The sequence below is a fragment of the Arthrobacter sp. M4 genome, assembly GCF_020251205.1.
Classification (GTDB): Bacteria; Actinomycetota; Actinomycetes; order Actinomycetales; family Micrococcaceae; genus Arthrobacter.
Genome location: NZ_JAIWYX010000002.1, coordinates 173,309 through 195,936 on the forward strand (window position 1 = coordinate 173,309; position 22,628 = coordinate 195,936).

At 63.3% G+C, this 22,628-nt stretch carries 20 protein-coding genes; 4 read left to right on the forward strand and 16 right to left on the reverse strand.

Features of this window, described 5'->3' with window-relative positions; genetic code table 11:
* Positions 1-67: 67 nt before the first annotated feature.
* Together LD110_RS04450 and LD110_RS04455 are read right to left on the reverse strand one after the other, a co-directional pair.
* Entirely contained in the window at positions 68-406 is a 339-nt protein-coding gene (locus LD110_RS04450) for a P-II family nitrogen regulator (protein ID WP_225496672.1), read from the reverse strand.
* On the reverse strand, positions 403-1,734 hold the full coding sequence (locus tag LD110_RS04455; RefSeq protein ID WP_225496673.1) for an ammonium transporter: 1,332 nt from the start codon (positions 1,732-1,734) through the stop codon (positions 403-405). The genes LD110_RS04450 and LD110_RS04455 overlap by 4 nt, the downstream gene beginning before the upstream one ends.
* A 231-nt stretch (positions 1,735-1,965) precedes the next feature.
* Between LD110_RS04455 and LD110_RS04460 the strand changes: the two genes are divergently transcribed.
* Complete coding sequence (locus tag LD110_RS04460) at positions 1,966-3,186, forward strand: MFS transporter (RefSeq protein WP_225496674.1); 1,221 nt, start codon at positions 1,966-1,968, stop codon at positions 3,184-3,186.
* Between the two features lie 12 nt (positions 3,187-3,198).
* Here the strand turns inward: LD110_RS04460 and ftsY are convergent, their stop codons facing one another.
* From ftsY to coaD, 8 genes are all read right to left on the reverse strand, one after another.
* Positions 3,199-4,407, reverse strand: coding sequence for a signal recognition particle-docking protein FtsY (ftsY, locus tag LD110_RS04465; RefSeq protein WP_225496675.1), 1,209 nt, complete (start codon positions 4,405-4,407; stop codon positions 3,199-3,201).
* Between the two features lie 20 nt (positions 4,408-4,427).
* Entirely contained in the window at positions 4,428-8,033 is a 3,606-nt protein-coding gene (gene smc, locus LD110_RS04470) for a chromosome segregation protein SMC (RefSeq protein WP_225496676.1), read from the reverse strand.
* Positions 8,034-8,133: 100 nt separating this feature from the next.
* Entirely contained in the window at positions 8,134-8,607 is a 474-nt protein-coding gene (locus tag LD110_RS04475) for a hypothetical protein (RefSeq protein ID WP_225496677.1), read from the reverse strand.
* Between the two features lie 106 nt (positions 8,608-8,713).
* Positions 8,714-9,676, reverse strand: a complete 963-nt coding sequence (gene mutM, locus LD110_RS04480; RefSeq protein ID WP_225496678.1) for a bifunctional DNA-formamidopyrimidine glycosylase/DNA-(apurinic or apyrimidinic site) lyase — start codon at positions 9,674-9,676, stop codon at positions 8,714-8,716.
* A 2-nt stretch (positions 9,677-9,678) separates the two neighbouring features.
* Complete coding sequence (gene rnc, locus LD110_RS04485; protein ID WP_225496679.1) at positions 9,679-10,479, reverse strand: ribonuclease III; 801 nt, start codon at positions 10,477-10,479, stop codon at positions 9,679-9,681.
* Positions 10,480-10,499: 20 nt separating this feature from the next.
* A complete protein-coding gene (gene rpmF, locus LD110_RS04490; protein ID WP_225496680.1) occupies positions 10,500-10,703 on the reverse strand; it encodes a 50S ribosomal protein L32 in 204 nt (67 codons plus the stop codon).
* Between the two features lie 36 nt (positions 10,704-10,739).
* Positions 10,740-11,264 carry a DUF177 domain-containing protein gene (locus LD110_RS04495; protein WP_225496681.1) on the reverse strand — a complete coding sequence of 175 codons (525 nt, stop codon included), beginning with the start codon at positions 11,262-11,264 and terminating at the stop codon, positions 10,740-10,742.
* A 124-nt stretch (positions 11,265-11,388) separates the two neighbouring features.
* Positions 11,389-11,886, reverse strand: coding sequence for a pantetheine-phosphate adenylyltransferase (gene coaD, locus LD110_RS04500; protein ID WP_225496682.1), 498 nt, complete (start codon positions 11,884-11,886; stop codon positions 11,389-11,391).
* 91 nt (positions 11,887-11,977) lie between these two features.
* Between coaD and LD110_RS04505 the strand changes: the two genes are divergently transcribed.
* Both LD110_RS04505 and LD110_RS04510 read left to right on the forward strand, forming a co-directional pair.
* Entirely contained in the window at positions 11,978-13,204 is a 1,227-nt protein-coding gene (locus LD110_RS04505; protein WP_225496683.1) for an aminotransferase class I/II-fold pyridoxal phosphate-dependent enzyme, read from the forward strand.
* Positions 13,201-13,995, forward strand: a complete 795-nt coding sequence (locus LD110_RS04510) for a spermidine synthase (RefSeq protein ID WP_225496685.1) — start codon at positions 13,201-13,203, stop codon at positions 13,993-13,995. Before LD110_RS04505 ends, LD110_RS04510 begins: the two co-directional genes overlap by 4 nt.
* A gap of 18 nt (positions 13,996-14,013) precedes the next feature.
* Here LD110_RS04510 and rsmD read toward each other — a convergent pair whose 3' ends face one another.
* From rsmD to LD110_RS04540, 6 genes are all read right to left on the reverse strand, one after another.
* Complete coding sequence (rsmD, locus tag LD110_RS04515; RefSeq protein ID WP_225496687.1) at positions 14,014-14,580, reverse strand: 16S rRNA (guanine(966)-N(2))-methyltransferase RsmD; 567 nt, start codon at positions 14,578-14,580, stop codon at positions 14,014-14,016.
* Between the two features lie 18 nt (positions 14,581-14,598).
* Positions 14,599-16,908 carry an ATP-dependent DNA helicase RecG gene (locus LD110_RS04520; protein WP_225496689.1) on the reverse strand — a complete coding sequence of 770 codons (2,310 nt, stop codon included), beginning with the start codon at positions 16,906-16,908 and terminating at the stop codon, positions 14,599-14,601.
* A complete protein-coding gene (locus tag LD110_RS04525) occupies positions 16,898-17,932 on the reverse strand; it encodes a DAK2 domain-containing protein (RefSeq protein WP_225497296.1) in 1,035 nt (344 codons plus the stop codon). Before LD110_RS04525 ends, LD110_RS04520 begins: the two co-directional genes overlap by 11 nt.
* A gap of 22 nt (positions 17,933-17,954) precedes the next feature.
* Positions 17,955-18,968, reverse strand: coding sequence for a thiamine-phosphate kinase (locus LD110_RS04530; RefSeq protein WP_225496690.1), 1,014 nt, complete (start codon positions 18,966-18,968; stop codon positions 17,955-17,957).
* A 40-nt stretch (positions 18,969-19,008) separates the two neighbouring features.
* The gene (locus LD110_RS04535; protein ID WP_225496691.1) at positions 19,009-21,540 is read right to left on the reverse strand and encodes a hypothetical protein; all 2,532 of its coding nucleotides are present in this window, start codon (positions 21,538-21,540) and stop codon (positions 19,009-19,011) included.
* A 154-nt stretch (positions 21,541-21,694) separates the two neighbouring features.
* On the reverse strand, positions 21,695-21,988 hold the full coding sequence (locus LD110_RS04540; protein ID WP_225496692.1) for a hypothetical protein: 294 nt from the start codon (positions 21,986-21,988) through the stop codon (positions 21,695-21,697).
* Between the two features lie 166 nt (positions 21,989-22,154).
* Here LD110_RS04540 and LD110_RS04545 point away from each other — a divergent pair, with 166 nt between their 5' ends.
* Positions 22,155-22,604, forward strand: coding sequence for a DUF3515 domain-containing protein (locus LD110_RS04545; protein WP_263854953.1), 450 nt, complete (start codon positions 22,155-22,157; stop codon positions 22,602-22,604).
* Positions 22,605-22,628: the final 24 nt, after the last annotated feature.

Genomic DNA, 22,628 nt, shown 5'->3' on the forward strand with positions numbered 1-22,628 from the left:
CTTAAAAGCGGAGGCCGGGCACCTGGTCAGGTGCCCGGCCTCCGTGCGTCTCGGCTTGATCCTGGGGTCAGATTGCGGCGGCGCCGCGTTCCCCGGTACGGACGCGGACTGCTTCATAAACATCCACGGTCCAGACCTTGCCGTCTCCGGCCCTGCCCGTGTTTGAACTGGCGATGATGACATCCAGGATGTCATCTGCCTGCTCGTCCGTGGCAAGGACTTCAATACGGATCTTCGGAAGGAGGTCCACATTGTATTCGGCTCCGCGGTACACCTCGGTGTACCCGCGCTGCCTGCCATACCCGCTGGCTGCACTGACGGTCAGGCCCTGTACACCGTAGGATTCAAGGCCTTCACGGATAGATTCGAGCTTTTCCGGACGGACGATGGCTGTGATCAGTTTCATGCCTGGATGCTCTCCTTGTCAGCTGGGGCCGGGGCATCGGCTTCAGCGGAGGACTTGCCTTTGATCAGGTCGTGCAGCGGCTGGAAGCTTCCGCCGTGGCCGCCAACACCGAACTCGTAGGCGGTCTCAGCGTGCAGGCTGAGGTCCGCACCGGCGATTTCCTGGCGCTCGGAGATCCGGAAGCCCATGATCTTGTGGATCGGGAAAGCGATGACGAAAGTCATCACCGCGGTGAAGGCGATGGACAGGAGAGCCGCCAGGGCCTGGGCAACAAGCTGCGTGACACCTCCGCCATAGAAGAGGCCGGCCGCACCCTGGGTCGGAGTAGCGAGGAAGCCGATGGCTACGGTGCCGATCACACCGGACACCAGGTGGACGCCCACAACATCGAGCGAGTCGTCATAGCCGAGCTTGAACTTCAGGCCGACGGCCAGGGCCGAGGCGACACCCGCGACCACACCGAGTGCGATGGCACCCAGCGGAGAGACGTTCGCACAAGCAGGGGTGATGGCGACCAAGCCAGCCACGACGCCAGATGCGGCGCCCAGCGAGGTGGGGTGCCCGTCGCGGATGCGTTCGGTGATGAGCCAGCCAAGCATTGCTGCCGCAGGGGCGGCAAGTGTGTTGATCCAGATCAGGCCAGCCTGCTCAACTGTGGCAGCGGCACCGGCGTTGAAGCCGAACCATCCGAACCAGAGGATGGCGGCACCAAGCATGACAAACGGAACGTTGTGGGGGCGGTGGTTCGGGTCCTTGCCAAAGCCCTTACGGTTTCCGATGATCAGGACGAGGATGAGGCCTGCCACACCGGCGTTGATGTGGACAACCGTTCCGCCGGCGAAGTCAATGACCGGGGCGAACGTCTGTCCGAACCAGCCGTCCTTGGAGAAAAGTCCGCCGCCCCAAACCATAAAGGCCAGCGGGGCATAGACGAGCGTGGCCCAGATGGGGGTAAAGATGACCCACGCCGAAAACTTCGCGCGGTCCGCGACTGCTCCGGAGATCAGTGCCACAGTGATGATAGCGAACGTAGCGGCGTACCCTACCTTGAGGAGGTCCGCAGGGTCGGTGAAGTCGTGCAGACCAAAGTGCGTGAACGGGTTTGCCACGATCTGGAAGAAATTATCCTCGTTCGCCGAGGCCATGGAAGCGCCCCAAAGGACCCACATGATCCCGACGGTTCCGATGGCGACGAAACTCATCATCATCATGTTCAATGCCGACTTGGCACGAGTCATGCCGCCGTAAAAGAATGCGAGGCCCGGGGTCATGAACAGCACAAGCGCTGCGGCGACCAGGAGCCAAACGAGACCAGCGGTGAGTTCCATGGTCCACGTCCTCTCTCTTGCTAATGCTGCGGAAAAAACCGCCAGTACCAACGCCATTTGCGTTCTATAGAGAGTTTTGCTGTGCAGTGTTTCACAGGTGGAGGAATTAGATTGCTGGATTGTTACAAGAACCTCTACGACGTAAATGGTGCATATCCTGCTTGTTACGCCCATGTTTCATTGCCCGCTCAGCGGCTGTCAGTTCCCGAAAGCACGGAGGAATAGCAAGGCATGACCACGCCCTCAATAGCCGCTACATCACAGGGATCACCCCGCAGGCGTCCGCCGCTGCCGCGCGACGTGGTGGTGATGTTGATAGCGGCCTTCCTGATAGCGCTTGGTTTCGGGCTTGTGGCGCCCGTTCTGCCCCAGTTCGCCGTGACATTCGACGTCGGCGCAACCGCCGCGGCCGTTATTGTGAGCATTTTCGCGCTGGTGCGCCTGGCTTTCGCTCCCGCTGGCGGGTTCTTGGTGTCAAAGTTCGGCGAACGCCGCGTCTACGTGACTGGCCTGCTCATCGTGGCGGCATCGACGGCGGCCTGCGCGTTCGCCCAGGATTACTGGCAACTGCTCGTGTTCCGCGGCGTTGGTGGGGCAGGTTCGGTGATGTTCACGGTGGCAGCCATGGGCCTCCTGATTAGGCTGTCTCCGCCGGAAAGCCGTGGACGTGTGTCGGGCGCCTATGCGTCAGCTTTCCTGCTGGGGAGCGTGGGTGGCCCGGTAATCGGCGGTCTCCTTGCCGGGTTAGGCCTGCGGATCCCATTCCTGGCCTACGCAGGAGCACTGATTCTGGCCGCTTTGGTGGTAGCTACGCAATTGCACCGGGCCGGGCCTGTATACGACCACAAGGCGGCACAGCAGGATCCGATGCTCCTGCTGCCCGCCCTCGGGGATTCCGCGTATCGTGCCGCGCTGGCCTCCAGCTTTGCCAACGGCTGGGCCGCATTCGGGGTGCGAATGGCCACGGTGCCCCTCTTCGCCGTCGCGGTGTTGGGTGCCGGACCTGACAGCGCAGGCTGGGCTATGGCGTCCTTCGCGGTGGGCAACGCTGTGGCGCTGCTGTTTTCCGGACGCCTCGCGGACACCTGGGGACGGAAGCCGCTCGTCCTGGCGGGCCTCACCGTTGCAGGCCTGGCGACGGCGATCCTAGGGGTGGTCCCAACCCTCGCCCTGCTCTTCGCTGCCTCGGCTGTCGCCGGGTTCGGAGCAGGCCTGTTGGGTCCGGCCCAGCAGGCGGCTGTGGCGGATGTGATCGGACGGGATCGCTCGGGAGGGCGTGTTGTGGCGGCTTTCCAAATGGTGGCGGACGCCGGTGCAATCGTCGGCCCTGTGCTGGCTGGTGTTGTGGCCGACGGCCTGGGCTATGGCTGGGCTTTCGGTGCCACCGGGCTAGTGATGCTGCTCGCGGCCGCCATGTGGCTCGGCGCCCGCGAGACAGCCACCAAGAACTAAGTAGCTGCGCTCTTAGTTGAGCAGTGCGTCAACAAAGCCTTCAGCCTCGAATGGAGCAAGGTCGTCGGGACCTTCACCCAGTCCAATGAGCTTGACCGGAACGCCGAGTGCCTTCTGGATCGCGACGACGATCCCACCCTTGGCCGTTCCATCCAGCTTTGTCAGCACAATGCCCGTGATGTTGACCACCTCTGAGAAGACACGTGCCTGGTTGAGGCCGTTCTGCCCCGTGGTGGCGTCGAGGACCAGCAGGACCTCGTCCACTTCCGCCAGCTTCTCGATGACGCGCTTGACCTTGCCGAGCTCGTCCATGAGGCCAACCTTGTTTTGCAGGCGGCCGGCCGTATCGATCATGACAACGTCGACTTCCTGGTCGATGCCGGCTTTGACGGCTTCGTAGGCTACGGAGGCGGGATCGGCGCCGTCGATGTCCGATTTCACTGTGGGAACGCCCACCCGCTGGCCCCAGGTGGCCAGCTGCTCGGCGGCCGCCGCCCGGAATGTGTCGGCCGCGCCCAGAAGTACGTCCTTGTCCTCGGCCACCAGGACACGGGCAAGCTTGCCCACGGTTGTGGTCTTGCCCACGCCATTGACGCCCACCACCATCATCACCGCTGGGCGGTCGGCAGGGCGCTCGACGTTCAATGACCGGTCCATGCCGGGGTCCACGAGTTTGACGAGTTCCTCGCGAAGGAGCTGCTTCACATGCTCAGGGTCGCGGGTGCCCAGCACCTTGACGCGTTCACGGAGGGAGTCCACAAGCTGCATGGTGGGCTCGGTACCCAGGTCTGCGAGCAGCAGCGTCTCCTCCACCTCGTCCCACACGGACTCATCGATCTTGTCGCTGGAGAGTAGTGCCAGAAGGCCTTTTCCGAGGATGTTGTTGGACTTGACCAGGCGGGCGCGCAGGCGGTTGAGCCGACCTTCAACAGGGGCCGGCGTCTCCACTTCGATTGTCTCGAGGCCCGCTGCGTCGTCGGGGACTTCGGGAACCTCCACCGGCACGGCTTCAGACGGCGGAGCCTCAATTGTCTCTGTCCGAGCGGAGGGGGCATCCTCAAGGAGAGTGCCACCTCCGGCGCCGGCCACTGTGTCATTGGCGTCACGGGTTCCGGGGTAACGGGTACCAGACTTCCGGGCCTTCAGCAGCACCGGGATGAGCCCCCCGATAACCACGAGGGCAACAAGGATGGGCAGAATCACGGGGAGGAGATCGTTCACACCCCTAGCTTCTCACATGACTAAGCCCCGGCTCCGAGCCGCTGGCTGATCACCGTGGACACTCCGTCCCCCCGCATGGTGACCCCGTAGAGGGCGTCGGCTACCTCCATAGTGCGTTTCTGGTGGGTAATCACGATGAGCTGGCTGGACTCGCGCAGCTCCTCGAAAATTGTGATCAGGCGGCCCAGGTTGGTGTCGTCCAGGGCCGCTTCAACCTCGTCCATGACGTAGAAAGGAGATGGCCGCGCCTTAAAAATGGCCACAAGCAATGCCACCGCAGTCAGCGAGCGCTCTCCGCCTGACAGAAGGGACAGCCGCTTGATCTTCTTACCTGCCGGCCGGGCTTCCACTTCGATTCCCGTCGTCAGCATGTCCTCGGGATCCGTGAGGATCAACCTGCCTTCGCCGCCAGGAAAGAGCCTTGCAAAAACGTGGTCAAACTGGGCCGATGTGTCGGCAAAGGCCTCAGCGAAAACCTTTTGAACCCTCTCGTCCACTTCCTTGATGATGTCCAGGAGGTCCTTCCGGCTCTTTTTGAGGTCCTCCAACTGACTACTCAGGAATTGGTGCCTCTCCTCCAAGGCGGCAAACTCTTCCAAGGCCAGTGGGTTGACTTTGCCGAGCGCGGCGAGGTCCCGCTCCGCTTTCCGCAGCCTTTTCTCCTGGTCCGCCCGAACGAAAGGAACGCCCTGGGCCGGGCCTTCCTCCCCGCCGTCGAGCGGGCGACCGTCTTCATCGACCGGCATGCGCAAGGCGGCCCATTTGTCGGCTTTTTCACTCGCAGCGGCCACTGGCACAGGCACCGGGAGGTGCGGACCGAAATCTTCGATGAGTTGATCGCCTGTGAGCCCGAGTTCCTCGACGGACTTATTCTCCAAGGACTCGATGCGAAGGCGTTGTTGTGCCCGTGCCAGCTCGTCACGGTGTACAGAATCGGTCAGTTCCGCCAGCTCCGCTGCGAGTACCTGCGTGGACTGCCGCACGGAGGCAAGCTCCTGTTCCCGAAGCTCCCGCGCTTCTTCCGCCTGGTCACGCTCCGAGGCCGCGAACGACAGGGAACAGTCAAGGTAAGCGAGGCAGTGCCCCACAGCTTTGGATACAGCTGCGGCCCTCCGTGCCTGCGCCTGCCGGCGAAGCGCGCGCCTAGTGGCTTCTTCCCTTGCCCTGCGCTCCGTGGCAGCTGCCCGTTCAAGGGAGGCTGCCCGGTTGGTGATAGCCGACAACTGCTCTTCGACGGTGCGGAGAGCCAGCCGTGCCTCCATCTCTGCTGCTCGGGCCGCGGATGCCTCACGTGCCAAGGCATCGCGGTGCTCGGTAGACGGGTCTTCCTCCGGGGCTTCCTCCGCCGAGCTCAGCCGCTCGGCGGCCACGTCGAGGGCAAGTTCCTCCTCGCGGATGTTCCGTTGCACGCGCTCCAACGACTCTGCGATCCTGTCGCGCTCCCCCACCGCGCTGCGCAGCACGGAGTTTAGGTGGCCCAGCCTTTCGGCCACCGCGGCCAGGCGGGCATCCGATTCGTGAAGCTTTTCCAAGGCGGCATCAGCACGGTCCTGTGCGGTGTTCCGTCGGTTGGCAGCTGCCGCCAAAGCAAAACGGTTGCGCTCCAGCTCAGCCGTCACCTCCGTCAGCCGGGTGCTTGCGTCGTCGACGGCGGCCTGGACCTCCAGAAGGGACGGTGCGCTGGCTGAGCCGCCGATGACCGCGAACCGGGTGAAGACGTCCCCGTCACGGGTCACGGCGACGAGGTCCGCGTTGGTCGACAGCACCGCCGACGCGGCGTATTCGTCGTCGACGACGGCGGTCCGTGCCAGGAGTTCGGTGACGCCTTCCGCTTCCGGTGCCGTTTCGAGGAGAAGTTCGCTGGCCCAGCGAGCACCGGCCGGCAATTCGGCGTCGGGTCTTTCGGCCCTCCCGGGTGAGGCGAGCAGCAAAGCCGCCCGTCCGGCGTCGTCATCTTTCAGCAGGCGCAACGCGCTGATGGCGCCATCGGTGTTGTCCACCACAACGGCGTCCGAGGCCTCACCCAGCGCCGCGGCAATGGCCGCCTCATAGCCGGGCTGGATGGTGAGTCGGGAGGATAGCGGACCTTTGATTCCGGGCAGTTCTGAGGAAAGGATCCGACCCGTGCCGTCCTTGCGGTTCAGGCCCAGCTTGAGTGCCTCAACCCTTGCGGCCAAGGCGTCGCGCTGCCGAAGCGCCTCGCGTTCGGCTGCCTCCAAGGCGTTGATCTGCTGGATGGCGTCGTCGAGTTCCGCTGCGGCGTCCTCGTAGTCGGCGTCCAGGCTCTCTTCTCCATCTTCGACACCCGCAACCTGCGATTCGAGGGCGGCGAACTCGCTTTGGGCCTGGCGCCGCCGCTCCTCCCCCGCGGCCAACGATTCGCGAAGCCGGTCACGTTCATCGTGCGCGGCTTCGACGCGGGAGCGGGCGGCGTTCAACTGCCCAGCAAGCTTCGCTAATCCTTCGCGGCGGTCGGCAGCCGTACGGAGCAACGCCGTGAGCCGTTTATCTTCGGCGGCGGCCCTCTGCTCGGCGTCTGATCGCCCGGCGCTGGCCTGGTCAAGCCCGTCCGCCTTACGCGCGGCTTCTTCCTCCAGCCCGGCCTGTTCCTGCCGAACCCGGGCTGCCTGCCGGTCCAGCTGGTCCGGGTCCCGGCCGGTATCTGGGACGGCATCTGCCGAGCCGAGCAGGCGACGCCGTTCCTCGGCCAAGGAGCCAAGTGACCTCAGCCGTTCCCTTGCAGACGACAGGCGGTACCAGTCGTCCCTGGCGGCGTTGAGTCGGGGAACCGCCTCGGCAGCCTGCTTCTCCAGCACGGCCAAACGCTGGCGGTCACGGGCCAGTTCAGCTTCTACCACGGTGCGGCGCTCCTTAAGCGCGCTTTCGTCGGCAAGGTCCTGCTCCAATTCAGAGCGGAACCGGACCAGATCGTCGGCCAGGAGTCGTGCCTTGGCGTCCCTGACTTCGAACTGAACCGCCTGGGCGCGCCGGGCGATCTCCGCCTGCTTGCCGAGCGGCGTCAATTGGCGTCGAAGCTCCGCCGTAAGATCGCTAAGCCTCTGAAGGTTGGCTTGCATCGCCTCAAGCTTGCGGACGGTTTTTTCCTTGCGTCGCCGGTGTTTGAGGATGCCCGCTGCTTCCTCGATGAATCCCCTCCGGTCCTCAGGAGTGGCGTGCAGGATCCGGTCAAGCTGTCCTTGGCCAACGATCACATGCATTTCGCGGCCAAGGCCGGAGTCTGAGAGCAATTCCTGGATGTCGAGGAGTCTGCACGCGGAACCGTTGATGGCGTATTCGGAGCCCCCGGTCCGGAAAAGTGTCCGGGAAATCGTGACTTCGCTGTATTCGATGGGGAGCGCGCCATCGGCGTTGTCGATAGTCAGCGACACATTGGCGCGACCCAACGGCGGACGGCCTGACGTGCCCGCGAAGATGACATCCTCCATCTTGCCGCCGCGTAGGGACTTGGCGCCCTGTTCCCCCATCACCCACGACAGTGCGTCCACAACGTTGGACTTGCCTGATCCGTTGGGGCCAACCACCGCAGTGACACCAGGCTCGAAGTCAAACGTCGTAGCGGACGCGAATGACTTGAAGCCCCGGACTGTCAAGCTTTTCAAATGCACTGCGGTTCGGTTCTCCTGGCTGGCGAAGTGGCGAAAGGGATGCTCCCAAATCTACTGCTGTGCAGCGATATTTCCCGGATTTCGGGCCTTTTTGAGGGGGTTATCCCTTTCCTGCACCGGAATCCGGACCCCGGACACCCAGGATCCTGGCTGCCCTGCCCTCCAGCCCGTCGTCGACGAAGTCCTGGATGGCTGCCGCCAGGCCCATGACGGGAACCGCGATAGCCCAGCCCACCGCCGAAACGAATGCCAGGCCGTCAGGCAACAGGGTGGACAACCACAGGCCGGCGACTGCAACGGCCAGGTACACCATGGCCCGCACGGTCCTCGTACGACGCGGAGCAACCGCCGCTGCTTCTGCTGGCCCGTTCCCGAGCCGGAAACGCCCTTGACGAAACCTCCCGTGCCGCGCGCTGTTGAGGAAATACAGTGCCACGAGCGACAAAACGGCGAACATGATGACGGCCCACCAGAACCCGGCACCGATGCGCAAGAAAGGCAGGATGGAAGCGGCCCAGAGGGTGATGGCGTTAAAGGCTACTGCCACGATGCCCCGGATACCCCAGATGACCATGAGCCCAGTGTGCCACCGTCGGGCGTGCGCAACCACGGGCCCTAAGCGGGAACCGTAGCGGCGTGGATGGTGCCTGGCCAGCGCCTGCTTACCAGCGTCCGTTGCGTTACCAGCGGCCGTTGCGCGGCCGGGGCTGGCAGACCGGACAGGTGTACGACGACCGGTTCATGAACTGATCGCGGCGGATGGTACCGGTGCGACCCTCGTCGGCACAGCGCGGGCAGGGTGAGCCTTCCTGCCCGTATGCATTTAGGGAGCGCGCAAAATAGCCGGAGGCTCCGTTGACGTTGACATAGAGGGAATCAAAACTCGTTCCCCCTGCTTCCAGGGCGTCGTTCATGACGTCGCGGACGCAGGCCATCAACCTAGTGGTGTCGGGTCTGCGCAGTGTTTCCGTTGGCCTGGCGAAGTGCAACTTGGCACGCCAAAGCGCCTCATCTGCATAGATGTTGCCGATTCCGGACACCAATGACTGATCCAGAAGGGCTCTCTTAATTCCCGTACGCCGGGAAACCAGCCTTCGATGGAAGTCCGCCTGGTCAAAGTAAGGGTCCAGCGGATCACGTGCGATATGCGACGCTTCCTCGGCTATCAACGGCAGGGGTGCTTCGCCCTGCCCTCCCGGGCCGCCGTCGCTTGTCGGTACCAGTGACGTAACGAAGAGCCCGCCGAAGATCCTTTGGTCAACGAAACGCAACTCCTCGGGCATCCCCTCGGCGGGGCTGAGAGTGAGCCGAACCTTGAGGTGCTTTTCATCCGGGACGGAGGGGGACTGCATCAAAAGCTGGCCGCTCATGCCCAGATGCGCCATAAGTGCCACGTCTGCGGCATGGCCGTCGTGACCCTGATGCGCCTGTTTTTCCACGGTCAACGGCATCCAGAGGAACTTGCCCCGCCGAACAACGTCCACCACAGTGGAATGCTCCAAGTTACCCACAAAATCCTCGGTCCCGAGGACGTGGCGCCGAATGGATCGGGGGTCCCGTACTTCAACGGACGCGATGGTTCGGCCACGGACCCAGCGCGCCAAACCGCGCCGGACAACCTCTACCTCAGGCAGCTCCGGCAATGCTAATGGCCTGGCACCGGTTTTGCGGCTGCCGACCCAGGCGCGTGGGTGTCTTGGCGTTGCACTGAGCCTGCTGCCGCCTTCTGGCCGTGCCTTGGCTGGTGCCCGCGCTCCGGCTTCTGCTGGGACTTGTTCAGGTTCCGCCATGCGTCAGCGGCGGCTTCCTGCTCAGCTTCTTTCTTGGAATGGCCAAAGCCGGAACCGTAGGGCTTGCCGCCAATCTGCAAAACAGCCTGGAATGTTCGGGCATGGTCCGGCCCGGACCCTTCCACGGCGTAGTAGATGGAACCGAGGTGCCGGCTGGCAGCGAGTTCCTGGATGCTCGTCTTCCAGTCCGTTCCGGCGCCAAGTGTTGCTGCGTCTTTCAGCAGGGGGCCAACAAGGCGCATAACAAGCAGCCGAGCGGTTTCCATGTCGTTGGAAAGGTACGTGGCCCCAATGATGGCTTCCATGGTGTCAGCCAGGATGGACGCCTTGTTCTTACCATCGGTCACCTTCTCCCCCTGGCCGAGGAAGATGTAGTCGCCGATTCCGAGTTCCCGGCCGATCCCCGCGAGGGCACGGGTGCTCACTACCGCGGAGCGGCGCTTAGCAAGCTCCCCTTCGGGCAGCTCCGGGTTGTCCCGGTACAGCGCGTCGGTGACTGAGAACCCCAGGATGGAGTCGCCGAGGAACTCAAGGCGTTCGTTGGTGGGGATCCCGCCGTTCTCGTAGGCGTACGAACGGTGTGTCAGGGCAAGACGAAGCGTCTCGGCGTCGATTTCGACGCCGAGACGCTTCAGAAGCTCTTCAGTTGAAGGCATCGGTCGGCCTGTGCGGCAGACTAGACGTCAGCGACCTTGCGGCCCTTGTACTCAAGGAACAGCGCAGTGCCGGCGGAGTCGGTAACGACCTTTGCCTGGTGCGGCAGGCTGTACTTGACCTGGCCGTTTTCGATGGTCTTCACCAAGTTGGGGGCGGTTGCCTTCCACTGGGAACGGCGGGCGCGGGTATTGGCGCGGGACATTTTCCGCTTGGGAACAGCCACGGCTAACTCATTTCTCTCTTAGTCCAACACTTACTATCAATTTTGCCGGTCAGGCTTAGCCAGGTCAGCCAGGGCGGCCCAACGAGGATCAAGGACCTCGTGGTGATGCCCCGGCTCGTCTTCCAGGCGCACCCCGCATTGGGGGCAAAGACCCTGGCAGTCTTCCCGGCACACCGGCTGGAACGGCAGCGTAGTCACCACTGCGTCCCGCAACACCGGCTCAAGATCGATGTGATCGTGCTCGACTCGACGTTGCTCTTCATCGTCTTCTTGCTCCAAGGGCTGGACACCCTCGTAGAAGAATAGTTCTTGCACATTGACCTGCAGGTCATACGCAAGGGGATCCAGGCATCGGCTGCACTCGCCGGTTACTTCGGCAAGGGCGATCCCTGATACCAGGATTCCTTCGTGTACGGCCTCCAGCCTCAGGTCGAGTTCGATGTCCGAACCTTCCTGAACGCCAACGAGCGCCACACCAAGATCACTTGGTGCGGGTACATGTTCCCTCAGTGTCCGCATGGTTCCCGGGCTGCGGCCGAGATCCTTGACTTCGATGGTCAAGGGCGAACCGGCATCACGTTTGATGAGAACTCCTGTAGAACATATGACCGACGTACCATCTTAGCCTGAAGCCCGAAGCGGACTCAAACCGGGACCTCCATCCCGAAGGCACCGGACAAGCTTACTAACTGCGGGACTGCGCGGCGGGAGACTCGCCAGCCTGCAACCGTTTAAGCACAGACCGCGGGACAAAGTCGGATACATCTCCGCCAAGTTGCGCAACCTCTTTGATGAGGGTCGAGGAAAGGTGCACATAGTGCGCCTCCGCCGGGAGGAACACGGTTTCAACGCCACTGAGTTGGCGGTTCATGGTGGCCATGGGCAGCTCATAGTCGAAGTCCGACGACGAGCGAAGGCCTTTGACGATCGCGGAAACTCCCCGGCGCCGGCAGTACTCCGCCAACAGCCCCTCGCCCATGGGCTCCACGATGATCCCCCTCAGGGAGGCAAGAGTCTCGCGTGCCATGTCCATCCGCTCGTCGAGACCGAAGCGATACTTCTTGGCGATGTTTGTTGAGACGGCAACGATGACCTCGTCAAAGAGGCCGGCAGCCCGTGCAATTACCTCAAGGTGACCGTTGTGAATTGGATCAAAGGAGCCTGGGCACACTGCGCGTCTCATGCTTCGAACCTACCGCAACTCAGCACCGGGATACCATGACTGAAACGCCGGATCCGGACCCGCCGGGCGGCTCCCGAGGAAGGCACGCACTGTGACGAGCCAGGCAGCACCCCGTCGCGACACCACGGCCCCGTGGCAGCGGGCAGCGACAGGGGCCAATCTGCTCTCCCCCGACGGAAGCCTTGGGGTGACTATCTTCGAAGAGATGACCGCCCTCGCCGCAAGCACCGGCGCCATCAATCTCGGCCAAGGATTCCCCGATGAAGACGGGCCCGCTGAGATCCGCGCCGCGGCACAGGAAGCGATCGCAGCGGGCGCCAACCAATACGCCCCGGGCAAGGGAGTCATCGAACTTCGGCAAGCCGTGGCCCGGCACCAGGAACGCTTCTACGGGCTGACACCGGATCCCGAGTCGGAGGTCATCATCACCACCGGTGCTACTGAAGCGATTGCCGCTTCCCTGCTGGCGTTTGTCCAGCCCGGCGACGAAGTGTTGACCTTTGAACCCTTCTACGACTCCTATGGCGCCATTATTTCCATGGCCGGTGCCACGCATGTGACCGCGCCCTTGCTGGCCCCGGACTTTATGCCGGACATGGCCGCCCTGGAATCTGCCTTTGGACCGCGGACACGGGTGGTATTGCTCAACAACCCCCACAACCCCACGGGGGCGGTCTTCCCACGGGAGGTTCTGGAGTCCGTCGTGCGTCTGGCCGAGCGGCACGACGCCATCATCCTGACCGATGAGGTCTATGAGCATCTCACCTTCGACGTCAGGCACATTCCCGTCGCTTCGATTCCCGGGGCGGAGCACCGAACCATCACGATTTCCTCCGCAGGAAAGACCTTCTCGTTCACTGGCTGGAAGGTTGGCTGGGTTACCGGGCCCAGCCAACTCGTCGCAGCGGTGCGCACGGTCAAGCAGTTCCTCACCTACAGTTCCGGAACCCCCTTCCAAAGCGCGATCGCCGTGGGATTGGATCTTCCCGATACTTTCTACGATGACATCGCATCCACCCTCAAACGGAAGCGGGACATCCTGGCTGCCGGCCTCGAGGCGGCAGGCCTCACCGTCATGATGCCGCGTGGTACCTACTTTATTAATGCCGACACCTCACCCCTTGGCATCAAAGATTCCGTCGACCTGGCCAGGCGGCTTCCACAGTTGGTGGGCGTCGCCGCCATCCCTGTTCCGGTGTTTTGCCACCCGGAGGGTGCGGAACGGACCAAGAGCCTTCTGCGCTTCGCGTTTTGCAAGAAGGAACCTGTCCTGGTGGAGGCCGCAGCCAGGCTGGCCACCCTGAAAGACCGGCTGTGAGCCGGGCTGTCGCGCCGGGGCCATCAGGCTCACGTTTCCTGCGCTCCTCCGGCCTCCACGCGACCATCGAACCGGACGCGTTCTCAGACGGTGGATATGTCCTTCTGATCGGCGGCGCCGAACAGTCACACGTAGACCTCGCCGACCCTGCCCACATCTTCTATGAGTATCTGCGCAGGATCGGCAATGTCATTGATCTGGCCGCTCCCCAAGGCAAGGCAATCAAGGCCCTTCACCTAGGGGCCGGAGCCTTGACACTGGCCCGCTACATCCAGGCAACCCGGCCGGGCTCGGAGCAATGGGCCGTGGAACTGGAACGAGAACTGCTCGATTTCGTGCTCCAGCGGCTGCCGCTCCCGGAAGGCACCCGCCTAACCTCCATCATCGGCGACGCACGGGACGCCCTGGGGGACCTGGCACCAGAGGCGATTTTCGACGTCGTTGTCCTTGACATCTTTTCCGGGCCGGAGGCGCCGGTTCACATCGCCTGCGAAGAGTTCTACGTAGAGGCAGCAGCCCGACTGGCTCCCAACGGAGTGCTCATCGTCAACGTTGGCGACGAAGCAGCACTGACCCTGGTCAAATCCCAAACTGCGGCGATGCGCCATGTCATGTCCGACGTCGCGGCGTTTGCGGAGAAAGGGATGTTCGACGGCCGCTACCCGGGCAACATCATTCTTTGCGGCACAAAGGTCCCGTGGCCCGCTGAGTGGACTCGGGACCTTCTGGAGCGCGGCCCCCATCCGGCGGCGTTGCTGACCGGGGTTGAACTGGACAGGATCACCGGCTAGGCGGGTTCGGAGCGGAAGCTAAGCCGGCTCGGCAAACCAGAGCCGGGTTTCGCCATATTTCCTCTCGGCGAAACGCTCCAGGGTGGGCGGCCACTCAGGTTCCGGGGTCCGGGCTGAGCGTTCGACCACCACAACTGCTTCCTCGTCCAAATGTGCGGAAAGCTTATCCAGGACTGCCAATAGATCCGATTGGGACAAAGGATACGGCGGGTCCAGCAGTACGAGGTCCCAACGTGCGTCCCCGGCGGCGCGATCCAGGAAGGACTCCACCCGCGAGCGGTGGACAGTCACTTTTTTGAGGCCGATCGCCTGGTTGACCGTGTCGGCGTTGCGCTGGCACACCTCACTTGCCCTGCCATCCGATTCAACGAGGTCGACGGCGGCGGCACCGCGGCTGGCGCTCTCCACGCCCAAGGAGCCGGACCCGGCGTACAGGTCCAGAACCCTTGCCTCCGCAACGACGTCAAGCGCTTCAAGGCGTGAGAAAAGGGCTTCCTTGACCCGATCGGTAGTAGGCCGGGTTCCGGAGCCGGGAACACTCACCAGCGGCGTGCCCCCGGCCACACCGGCGATAATCCGGCTCACAGTGTGGCCGCCCTTGCTTTAGCCGCGTTCAAGGAACGCCTCCTTTTCGGGATTGAGGTAATCGTCAATGGCGGAGGCCAGGACGCGGTGGTGGAGCAGCTCCGGGTCCGCCGCCACAATGCGCTGCGCTTCCGTGCGAGCCCGGGCAATGACATCTTCGTGCTCAAGGACACGCAGGAGGCGGAGCGTCGACCGTCCTCCGGACTGGGAAGCTCCCAGTATGTCTCCCTCGCGGCGAAGGCGCAGGTCCTCCTGGGACAGTATGAATCCGTCGGTAGTGGCTGCGACTGCATCGAGCCGACGACGGCTGGGATGGCCAGGTTCCAGCGTGGTGACCAGCAGGCAGGTTCCCGGTAGGCCGCCCCGGCCAACCCTTCCCCTGAGCTGGTGCAGCTGGGAAATGCCGAAGCGATCGGCATCCAGGATAACCATGAGTGTGGCGTTGGGAACGTCCACGCCCACTTCTATCACCGTGGTGGAAACGATCAGGGACGTTTGATTGTTGGCGAAGGAAGCCATGGTCTCCGACTTGACGTCCGGGTCCTGGCGGCCGTGAAGGGGCTCCAGCCGGACGCCCTGCAGCGCCGGCTCATCGCGCAGCGTTTCGACGACGGCTGTGACGGACGCCAATTGCCTTGCGGCGTCCTCCAGCTCGGAGTCAGTGGGCTCGGCTTCGCCGGGGCTGAAGTCGCCGTCGTCGTTATCCCCGATCTTGGGGCAGACAACATAGACCTGATGGCCGGCGTCGATCTCTTCGCGCGAGCGGGACCAGATCCTCCTGGCCCATTTGGGGTTTTCCGCAAGCCCCACAACGTGGGTCCGAATAGGTGCCCGCCCAGCGGGCTGTTCGTCGAGGACAGAGGTTTCGAGGTCCCCGAAAACAGTCATCGCAACAGTTCGAGGAATAGGAGTTGCGGTCATGACCAGCAGGTGCGGCGGCCGATGTGCTTTGGCGCGGAGGGCGTCACGCTGCTCCACCCCAAACCTATGCTGCTCGTCCACAACAATGAGGCCCAGGTCGTGGAATACGGTCTTGTCACTCAGCAGAGCGTGGGTGCCGATAATGATTCCCGCGGTACCCGAGGCCGCATCGAGCATTGCCTGTTTGCGGACCGCCGTCGGCATGGAACCGGTGAGAAGTGACACATGGACCTGTCCGGCACCGTCCGAAGGCGCGGCGGCTCCGAGCATGCCGGCCCCTCCCAGCAACCCATCTGCGGCCAGGTTCCCCAACGTTCTTCGGATTGACTCAAAGTGCTGGGCTGCCAGGACCTCGGTGGGTGCCAGCAGCGCCGCCTGCCCACCGGCGTCGACCACCTGGAGCATGGCACGCAAGGCCACGATGGTTTTACCGGACCCTACCTCGCCCTGCAGGAGCCTGTTCATAGGGGTGTCCTTGGCCAGTTCCTCGGACAGCGTCTTGCCGACGGCGGACTGGCCCGCCGTCAGCGTGAACGGAAGCCGGGCGTCAAATGCTTCGAGCAGGCCGCCGGAGATCGGCCGGCGCGCCGTGGCCTCCTCTGCCGCAAGCTGTGCCCGGCGCCTGGCGAGCGCCGTCTGAAGGACAAGGGCCTCCTGGAAGCGGAAGCGGTCCCGCGCCTGCTGCCAGTCAGCGGCAGTTGCTGGCGCATGGATTTTCCGGTAGGCGTCCGAAAGGCTGATAAAGCCCTCACGTTCCGCCAGTTCCTCCGGCAACGGATCCACCAAGGAATCAAGGTCCACGGTTTCCAACAGTGCGGAGACAACTTTTTGGATGGACCAACTGGTCATTTTGGCCGTTGCAGGGTAAACGGGCACCGGCATGGCTGCAAATGCTTCCGGGTCAACTCCCCCGGGAGCGTCAGGGTCGGCATCGAGGAGCGTAAAGTCCGGATTGGTCAGGCCCAAGGCGCCACCGTAGCGCGTCACCTTGCCCGAAAACATGGCCCGGCGTCCCGGCTGCAGCTCGCTGCGGGCGCGGTAACCATTGAAGAAACTGATCTTGAGCGTGGCAGACCTCCCTCCGGGTGCCTCATCGCCAACGACGACGTCGGTCAGCGAGCCGCGCCGGGACCGCATCTGCCGGGTTGAGTTGGACAGCACGCGCGCGATGAGGGTGACCTCCTCGTCCTGCGGCAACTCGCCGATGGGGGTCAATTCGCCGCGGTTCAGGTAACGCCGGGGAAAGTAGTTCAGAAGCTCTCCCACGGTGCGCAGCGATAGATGCTTTTCAATGGGGGCCGCGCTGCGTTTGCCCACTCGCCGTTCAAGGGGCAGCGAGAACTCGGTGTTGACCGGGGCTTCCCGGACGCCAGCCGGCAGGCCGCCCGGGATGCGCTCAGGCGTCATGTTCGTGGACCGGCTCTCGGGGAACGGCCAGTTGGCTCACCGTGATGTCCGAGGGTTCGCCAAGGGAACGAATCAGCTCCACTGCCGGCGTAGCGTCCGGAACGTGGGCATGTACCCTCCAGCGGTAGTCGACGTCGGCGTCCTGGTCCCCGTGGGGCTCATGCGTGGCTCCGAGTTGGCTGAGGATAACGGAGTCCCCGAGTTCATCGAGTCTCTGGCGGAGCATGGCAGCGTCCAACGGCGACAGCGTGATGGTGCACATGATTTCCACCCCACCGTCATCCGGATGGTGCTGATGTATGTGCGGGTCCTGCGTGCGGTAGCCGTGCAGGCCCTCAAGAACCTCGTCCCGCAGTTCCTCGCCCAGCACCGCCGAGCGAAGGCAGTCGAGGATGAGCAGCATCCCCACCCCTCCGGCGTCCACCACATGGGCTGCGTGCAGCGGCGCCAATTGATCCTCAGTCCGGATCACGGCATCCAGGGCCGCCTCGACTGCCGCGTCAAGGGCAAGACCCAGGGCCAGGTTGCTTTCGTCACCGTTTTGCGCCGCGTCCACGGCACCGGCCGCGCGCGCCGCCGCTTCCAGGACGGAGAGCATGGTGCCGGGAACGGGCTCGCTAAGGGCCGACCAGGCACGCAGTTGGGCACGGTTGAGCGCCGAAGCCAAAAGGGGTGCGTTGAGCCGCGGCTTTCCCTGAAGCGGCTCGGCGAGGGCACAAAGGAAGACCGCGAACAAAGTTCCTGAATTGCCGCGTGCCTGCTCCATGGCGGCCTGACCCGCCCTGCCCAGAAGGGCACCAACGTCACCCAGCTGACTGGTTTCGCCAGGCCTTCCGCCTTCGCCAAGTGCTTCCTTGGCACTGTGGACAGCGGCAAAATCGTCAAGCGCGAGCTTGGCGGCACGGACCGTGAGATACAAGTTTGTGCCGGTGTCTCCATCGGCTACAGGGAAAATGTTGATGGCGTTGAGGCGGTCGCTGTGGTTTCCCAGCGTCGTTTCCGATTTGCCCAACCACCGCCTCATTGCTTGCGCGTTGGCGGCAATCTTAGTCTGCAAAATGATCCCATCCCACGGTGTCAGCAGGGCGCCCTGCTATCCGGACACCGCTGGACTCTCCGACTCCAGCGGCATGGATTGAGCCTATCGCAGTGAAGCCCTGGGGTAATGGGATACCTGCAGGAAAGGTAGCCAGCAAGCCGTGGTCCTCACCGCCTCCCAGCACCCACGCCGCCGGGTCCCCTCCCGTTACTGTCAACGCTGCCCTAAGTGGCTCGGCAAACGCGTCCAGTGCATCAGGATCGAAGTCGACCACGACGTCACTGGACACGGCCAGCCTTTCGCCGTCGCGGAGCAAGCCGTCTGACACGTCCATCATCGCCGTGGCGCCGGACGCGGCAGCAAGGGGCCCCGCATCCAGGGGAGGAATTGGGCGGCACTGGAGGTCCACCAGCCGACGCTGCTCCGCATTGAGTGCAGCCACGGGAGCAGTGCTTTCGAGCAGGGCCAGCCCTGCCGCGGCACATCCCACTGTCCCCGCCAATGCCACGACGTCGCCTGGCCGTGCGCCCGAGCGAAGGACCGGACGTGCGCCCGCCAGCGTGCCCAGGACAGCTACTGTCACGGCAATCTCGCGGCCCCGGCCCAAATCACCACCGGCCACGGAGCAGCCGGCGGCGCCGAGGCCACGGATCCCTGCAGTAATACCATCCGCCAACTCCTCCACCCACGACACGGGCGTGGCAGGCGGCAGCGTCAGGCTGACCACCAATGACGTTGCCCTGCCTCCCATGGCGTTGATATCGCTGAGATTCTGCGCAGCGGCCTTCCAGCCCACGTCATAGCCAGTAGTGCGGTAGCCGTTGCGCCATTCGAGGCGAAAATCCTGGTCCTGGGTTTGCGTGTCAATCGACACCACGGCACGGCCATCAGGTGCATCCACGATCGCAGCATCGTCCCCCGGCCCCAGCAAGACGTGCCTGCCCTGCTCAAGGCGCGGGAAAATGCGCTGAAGGAGCTGGGATTCGGACAGGTCCGCGACGGTGAGTTGTTCTGCTGGCACGGCTCAACGCTACCCTGAAGCGCTGACAACCCAAGGCATGTCAGTACTGGATCGTCAGGCACCCCAGCTGGCTATTTCCGGATTTCAGCGGCGACACTCCAACGCCCCAGGTGCACACACGGTATGTGCCGCGCTGCGTGACGGGAACGGAGGTCTCGTAACCGTGGTTGCCCGTGATCGAGAAGACGCGGTTGACGTCAGGTCGTTCCAAGTTGGCCGTGAACGCGTATCCCTTGGTACTGCCGTCCGGATACGTGATGTACGTGTGCACAGGAATGCTTGCGTCTGTCACGGCCGGGTCGACTGTCCAGCCCTTCGCCACAACCCGGGATCCCTGGCTGCTGGTCTGCACGCTGGCCGCTTCCAGGTAGCCAATAGCCGGCGGCGTTGCCTGGGCCGTGACGGAGCGGCAGTCCAGGAGGGCATTCCCACGACTGACCGGGCTCACTGCCAAGGCGTAGACGCACACCCTGTAGGTCCCGGGTTGGGAAATCGACATGGACGTAGTGAATCCGTGGTTTCCGGGAACCTGCATGATCCTATTGACATCGCTGCGCGGCTGGTCAGCCGTGAAGGCGGCTGCCGTAGTGGTGCCGTCGGGGGCCGTGATGTACACGTGGACCGGAACGGACCGATCCGGCGTTCCTGGGTCATATGACCAGCCTGAAGTCGTGATGGCCGCATTGGTGCCATTTACGGCCACTGCCACTGTTTCGACGAAGCCAACAGGCGGATCCGCGGGGAAGGCGTCCAGCGTTTTACAGCCCAGCAGGCTGTTCCCTTCCGAAAGCCCACTGACTGCGAGGCCGTAGGCACAAACCTTGTAGCTGCCCCGCTGGGAAATTGGCATGGTCACTGAGTAGCCGTGATTTCCGGTTACGCCCATCACTGAGTTGACGTCGGGCCGGGGGCTGTCGGCAGTAAAGGCGCGGGCCGCCGTCGTCCCGTCCGGTGAGGTTACGTAGACGTGGACGGGAATCGAGGCGGCGGGAGTCCCGGCGTCGTACGTCCATCCGGTAACCGCAAGCTGGGCGCCAGCGGCGCCTGTGCCTGCAGTGACGGCCTCCAGGTAGCCGTACGGGGCTGGCACGCCGGCCACCGAGATGCTTCGGCAACCGAGACCGGCGTTGGCCATACTCCCCAAGGCATAGACGCAGACCTTGTACGTGCCCGGAGTCGACAAGTCAAATGTCCGGGAGAACCCGTGGTTCCCTTGAACCTGCATGATCTGGTTGACGTCCGCCCGGGGCTGGTCCGCCGTCAGCACGTAGGGCGTCTCGGTACCGTTCGGCGCGGTGATGTAGACGTGGACCGGGATGGAGGCCGACGTGTTGGCGCCGTCCATGGCCCAGCCACGGACGGTAAGGGAAGCCTTGTCCGAGGTGCGCGACAGGTCAGCGCCTTCCCAGTAGCCCATAGCCGGGATTCCGTATGGCCGGACCGTCACTGAAGCCGAGGCGTCAGAGATGGAGTCGATGGTGACGGTAGTTCCCGCATGTGTAGTGAACGTGTCTCCTGTTTGCCATGCTTGCGTCTTGCTGTAGTTCCCGGAGAAAGGCAAGGTGGAGCGCGGCAGAAGGATGCTGCTGTAGTTCCCGCCCTGCTGGACAATCTTCACGCCCCGATTGCCTGCCATGGCCACACCAGAGTCGTAGCCCACTGAAGTCCGGAGTTCGAGGTAATAGACCTCGCCGGAACGCGAGTCCGTAAATTTGACGGCCCGCTGCGAAGCAGTGCCCGCCCAGGGCTGCAGCGTGAAGCTTCGGGCCGAGGTGATGGTGCCGGCGTTGGCCACTTCGTCTCCCCGGCCAAGCCCCATCGAATCCCAGTTTGGCGAACTGATGGCTGGCATCAGGTCGTAGTAGGAGATACCCATCAAGTCGATGTTGTCGCCATAGGTCCTGATACTGCACGTGCTGTCGGCAAAACCGCCGTAGGGTCCGGGTGCAACATCCTGGGCACCGCTCCCGCACTGCAGGCTGTTCGCATGGTCAAGGCCCAGGGCATGTCCAAATTCATGGGCAACCACGGGGTTGGTCAGCCGACCGATCTGTGGCATCACGATGCGTCCGCCGACGCCGCCGTTACTGTATGTCATGCCCGCCGCGCCGTTGTTGAGGTAGGTGGAGCCAGGCACGAACATCACCAGGGCCTTCAGCGATGTCTGCGACCAGCCAAGCTCGCGAGCCACAATGTCCGCAATCTGGCCAGGCTGCATATTGGACAAGGCCGAAGACGGAAAGGCGGAGTAAGCGGCAACAATTGACATACCCACACGGTTGTTCGACATAGCGCGCCAATAAGCGTTGGAACTCGTAATGGAGCCCTGGGCTGCAGACATTGGCACAGCTGCATCCGTTTCCGCCGCAGACTTATCCGCGAGCTTTACCGTGACCACGGTGGTCTGAATAACCCCGCCAAGCATCGCGGCGGAATTCACTGACGCTGACGGTCCGGACCCTGGCTCGGGAGGAGTCTTGACAAAGTCCGTGTGGGGCTGGGGAGTTCCGGGGTCGGTTACACCGGGGGCGGCTGCCGATTGAGTGTGGGATCCGACGCCGGGATCAGTCACGCTGGGTGCCGAAGCAACTGCGCTCCCCGCAACAGCGAATGCCGAATTCGGCAATAGACAGCCAAACAGCGCGACGGCCAATACCAGTAAAGCTCGCACGAACAGTCGCAATTTTGATCCCTTACCCCAGATTCCGGACAATGCACAAGTCATACTAATCGCAGAATGTCATAAAGCCGCACCCCTTGGGGAAATCCTGCGCGAATCCTGCGGAAATCCCGCGCTTCAATAACCAGTATTCTTGAGCCAATTCAGCGCCTTCCGGGCGATAATTTCGCGCCCGGTCATGCACCAGTGCAGCGCCAATCATAAACGCAGGACATGTCCTGGCAGCAGAGGCGAATTGGTCCGCCGCCAGGCCTTGCCCGGAAACCAAGTTGGCTTCGACACGCGCCATCGCGACGAAAAAACGGCCAACGTGTCCCCGCGCAAAAGCAATTAGAGGCAAGCATCACATGTCCTCAATACCTGTACATAAACAAGCACGGGGACCAGGCGACTAGGCTGGATTCATGCTTTACAGCGGGACAACAGGGTCCGAAACGACCGCCCAGGCTAGACCGAAGCCCCGGCTTAACGGCGCCCAAATTCGGACGTTATGTGGCGCTGCCGGCCTGGCAGTCGCTGCACTGTCGCTCACAGGCTGTTCGTCCGCCGTCGACGTGGCACCTGCCCAGGATGCCGCCAATCCAAAATGTGCACCGATGATGGTGGCGCTGCCCGACTCGATTGGCGGCGCCGCCCTCCGTAAGACCAACAGCCAGGCCACGGCTGCCTGGGGCGATCCGTCTTTGGTGATCCTGCGTTGCGGAGTCAACGTGCCTGGGCCCACCACAGACCGCTGCGTCACGGTCAACGGTGTGGACTGGGTCATCAAGGAAGGCTCTCCAGCCTGGACCCTGACCACTTTTGGGCGGGAACCGGCAACAGAGATCCTCATGGACCCGGACAAGATCAGTTCGGCGACGGTCCTCGCGGAACTGGCGGCCGCGGCGGCCAAAGTACCGGCCAGCAGGAACTGCGTCGGCCAGACAGAACTCCAGAACCTGCCCACCGGGCGGTAACTGGATATAGCGGTAACTGGATGT

What these genes read in the sequence shown, in the direction of transcription:
- LD110_RS04450 (WP_225496672.1), bottom strand. Translation starts at nt 406, where the DNA reads ATGAAACTGATCACAGCCATCGTCCGTCCGGAAAAGCTCGAATCTATC.
- LD110_RS04520 (WP_225496689.1), bottom strand. Translation starts at nt 16,908, where the DNA reads ATGACGCCTGAGCGCATCCCGGGCGGCCTGCCGGCTGGCGTCCGGGAA.
- LD110_RS04475 (WP_225496677.1), bottom strand. Translation starts at nt 8,607, where the DNA reads ATGGTCATCTGGGGTATCCGGGGCATCGTGGCAGTAGCCTTTAACGCC.
- coaD (WP_225496682.1), bottom strand. Translation starts at nt 11,886, where the DNA reads ATGAGACGCGCAGTGTGCCCAGGCTCCTTTGATCCAATTCACAACGGT.
- rnc (WP_225496679.1), bottom strand. Translation starts at nt 10,479, where the DNA reads ATGCCTTCAACTGAAGAGCTTCTGAAGCGTCTCGGCGTCGAAATCGAC.
- LD110_RS04455 (WP_225496673.1), bottom strand. Translation starts at nt 1,734, where the DNA reads ATGGAACTCACCGCTGGTCTCGTTTGGCTCCTGGTCGCCGCAGCGCTT.
- LD110_RS04525 (WP_225497296.1), bottom strand. Translation starts at nt 17,932, where the DNA reads ATGAGGCGGTGGTTGGGCAAATCGGAAACGACGCTGGGAAACCACAGC.
- LD110_RS04460 (WP_225496674.1), top strand. Translation starts at nt 1,966, where the DNA reads ATGACCACGCCCTCAATAGCCGCTACATCACAGGGATCACCCCGCAGG.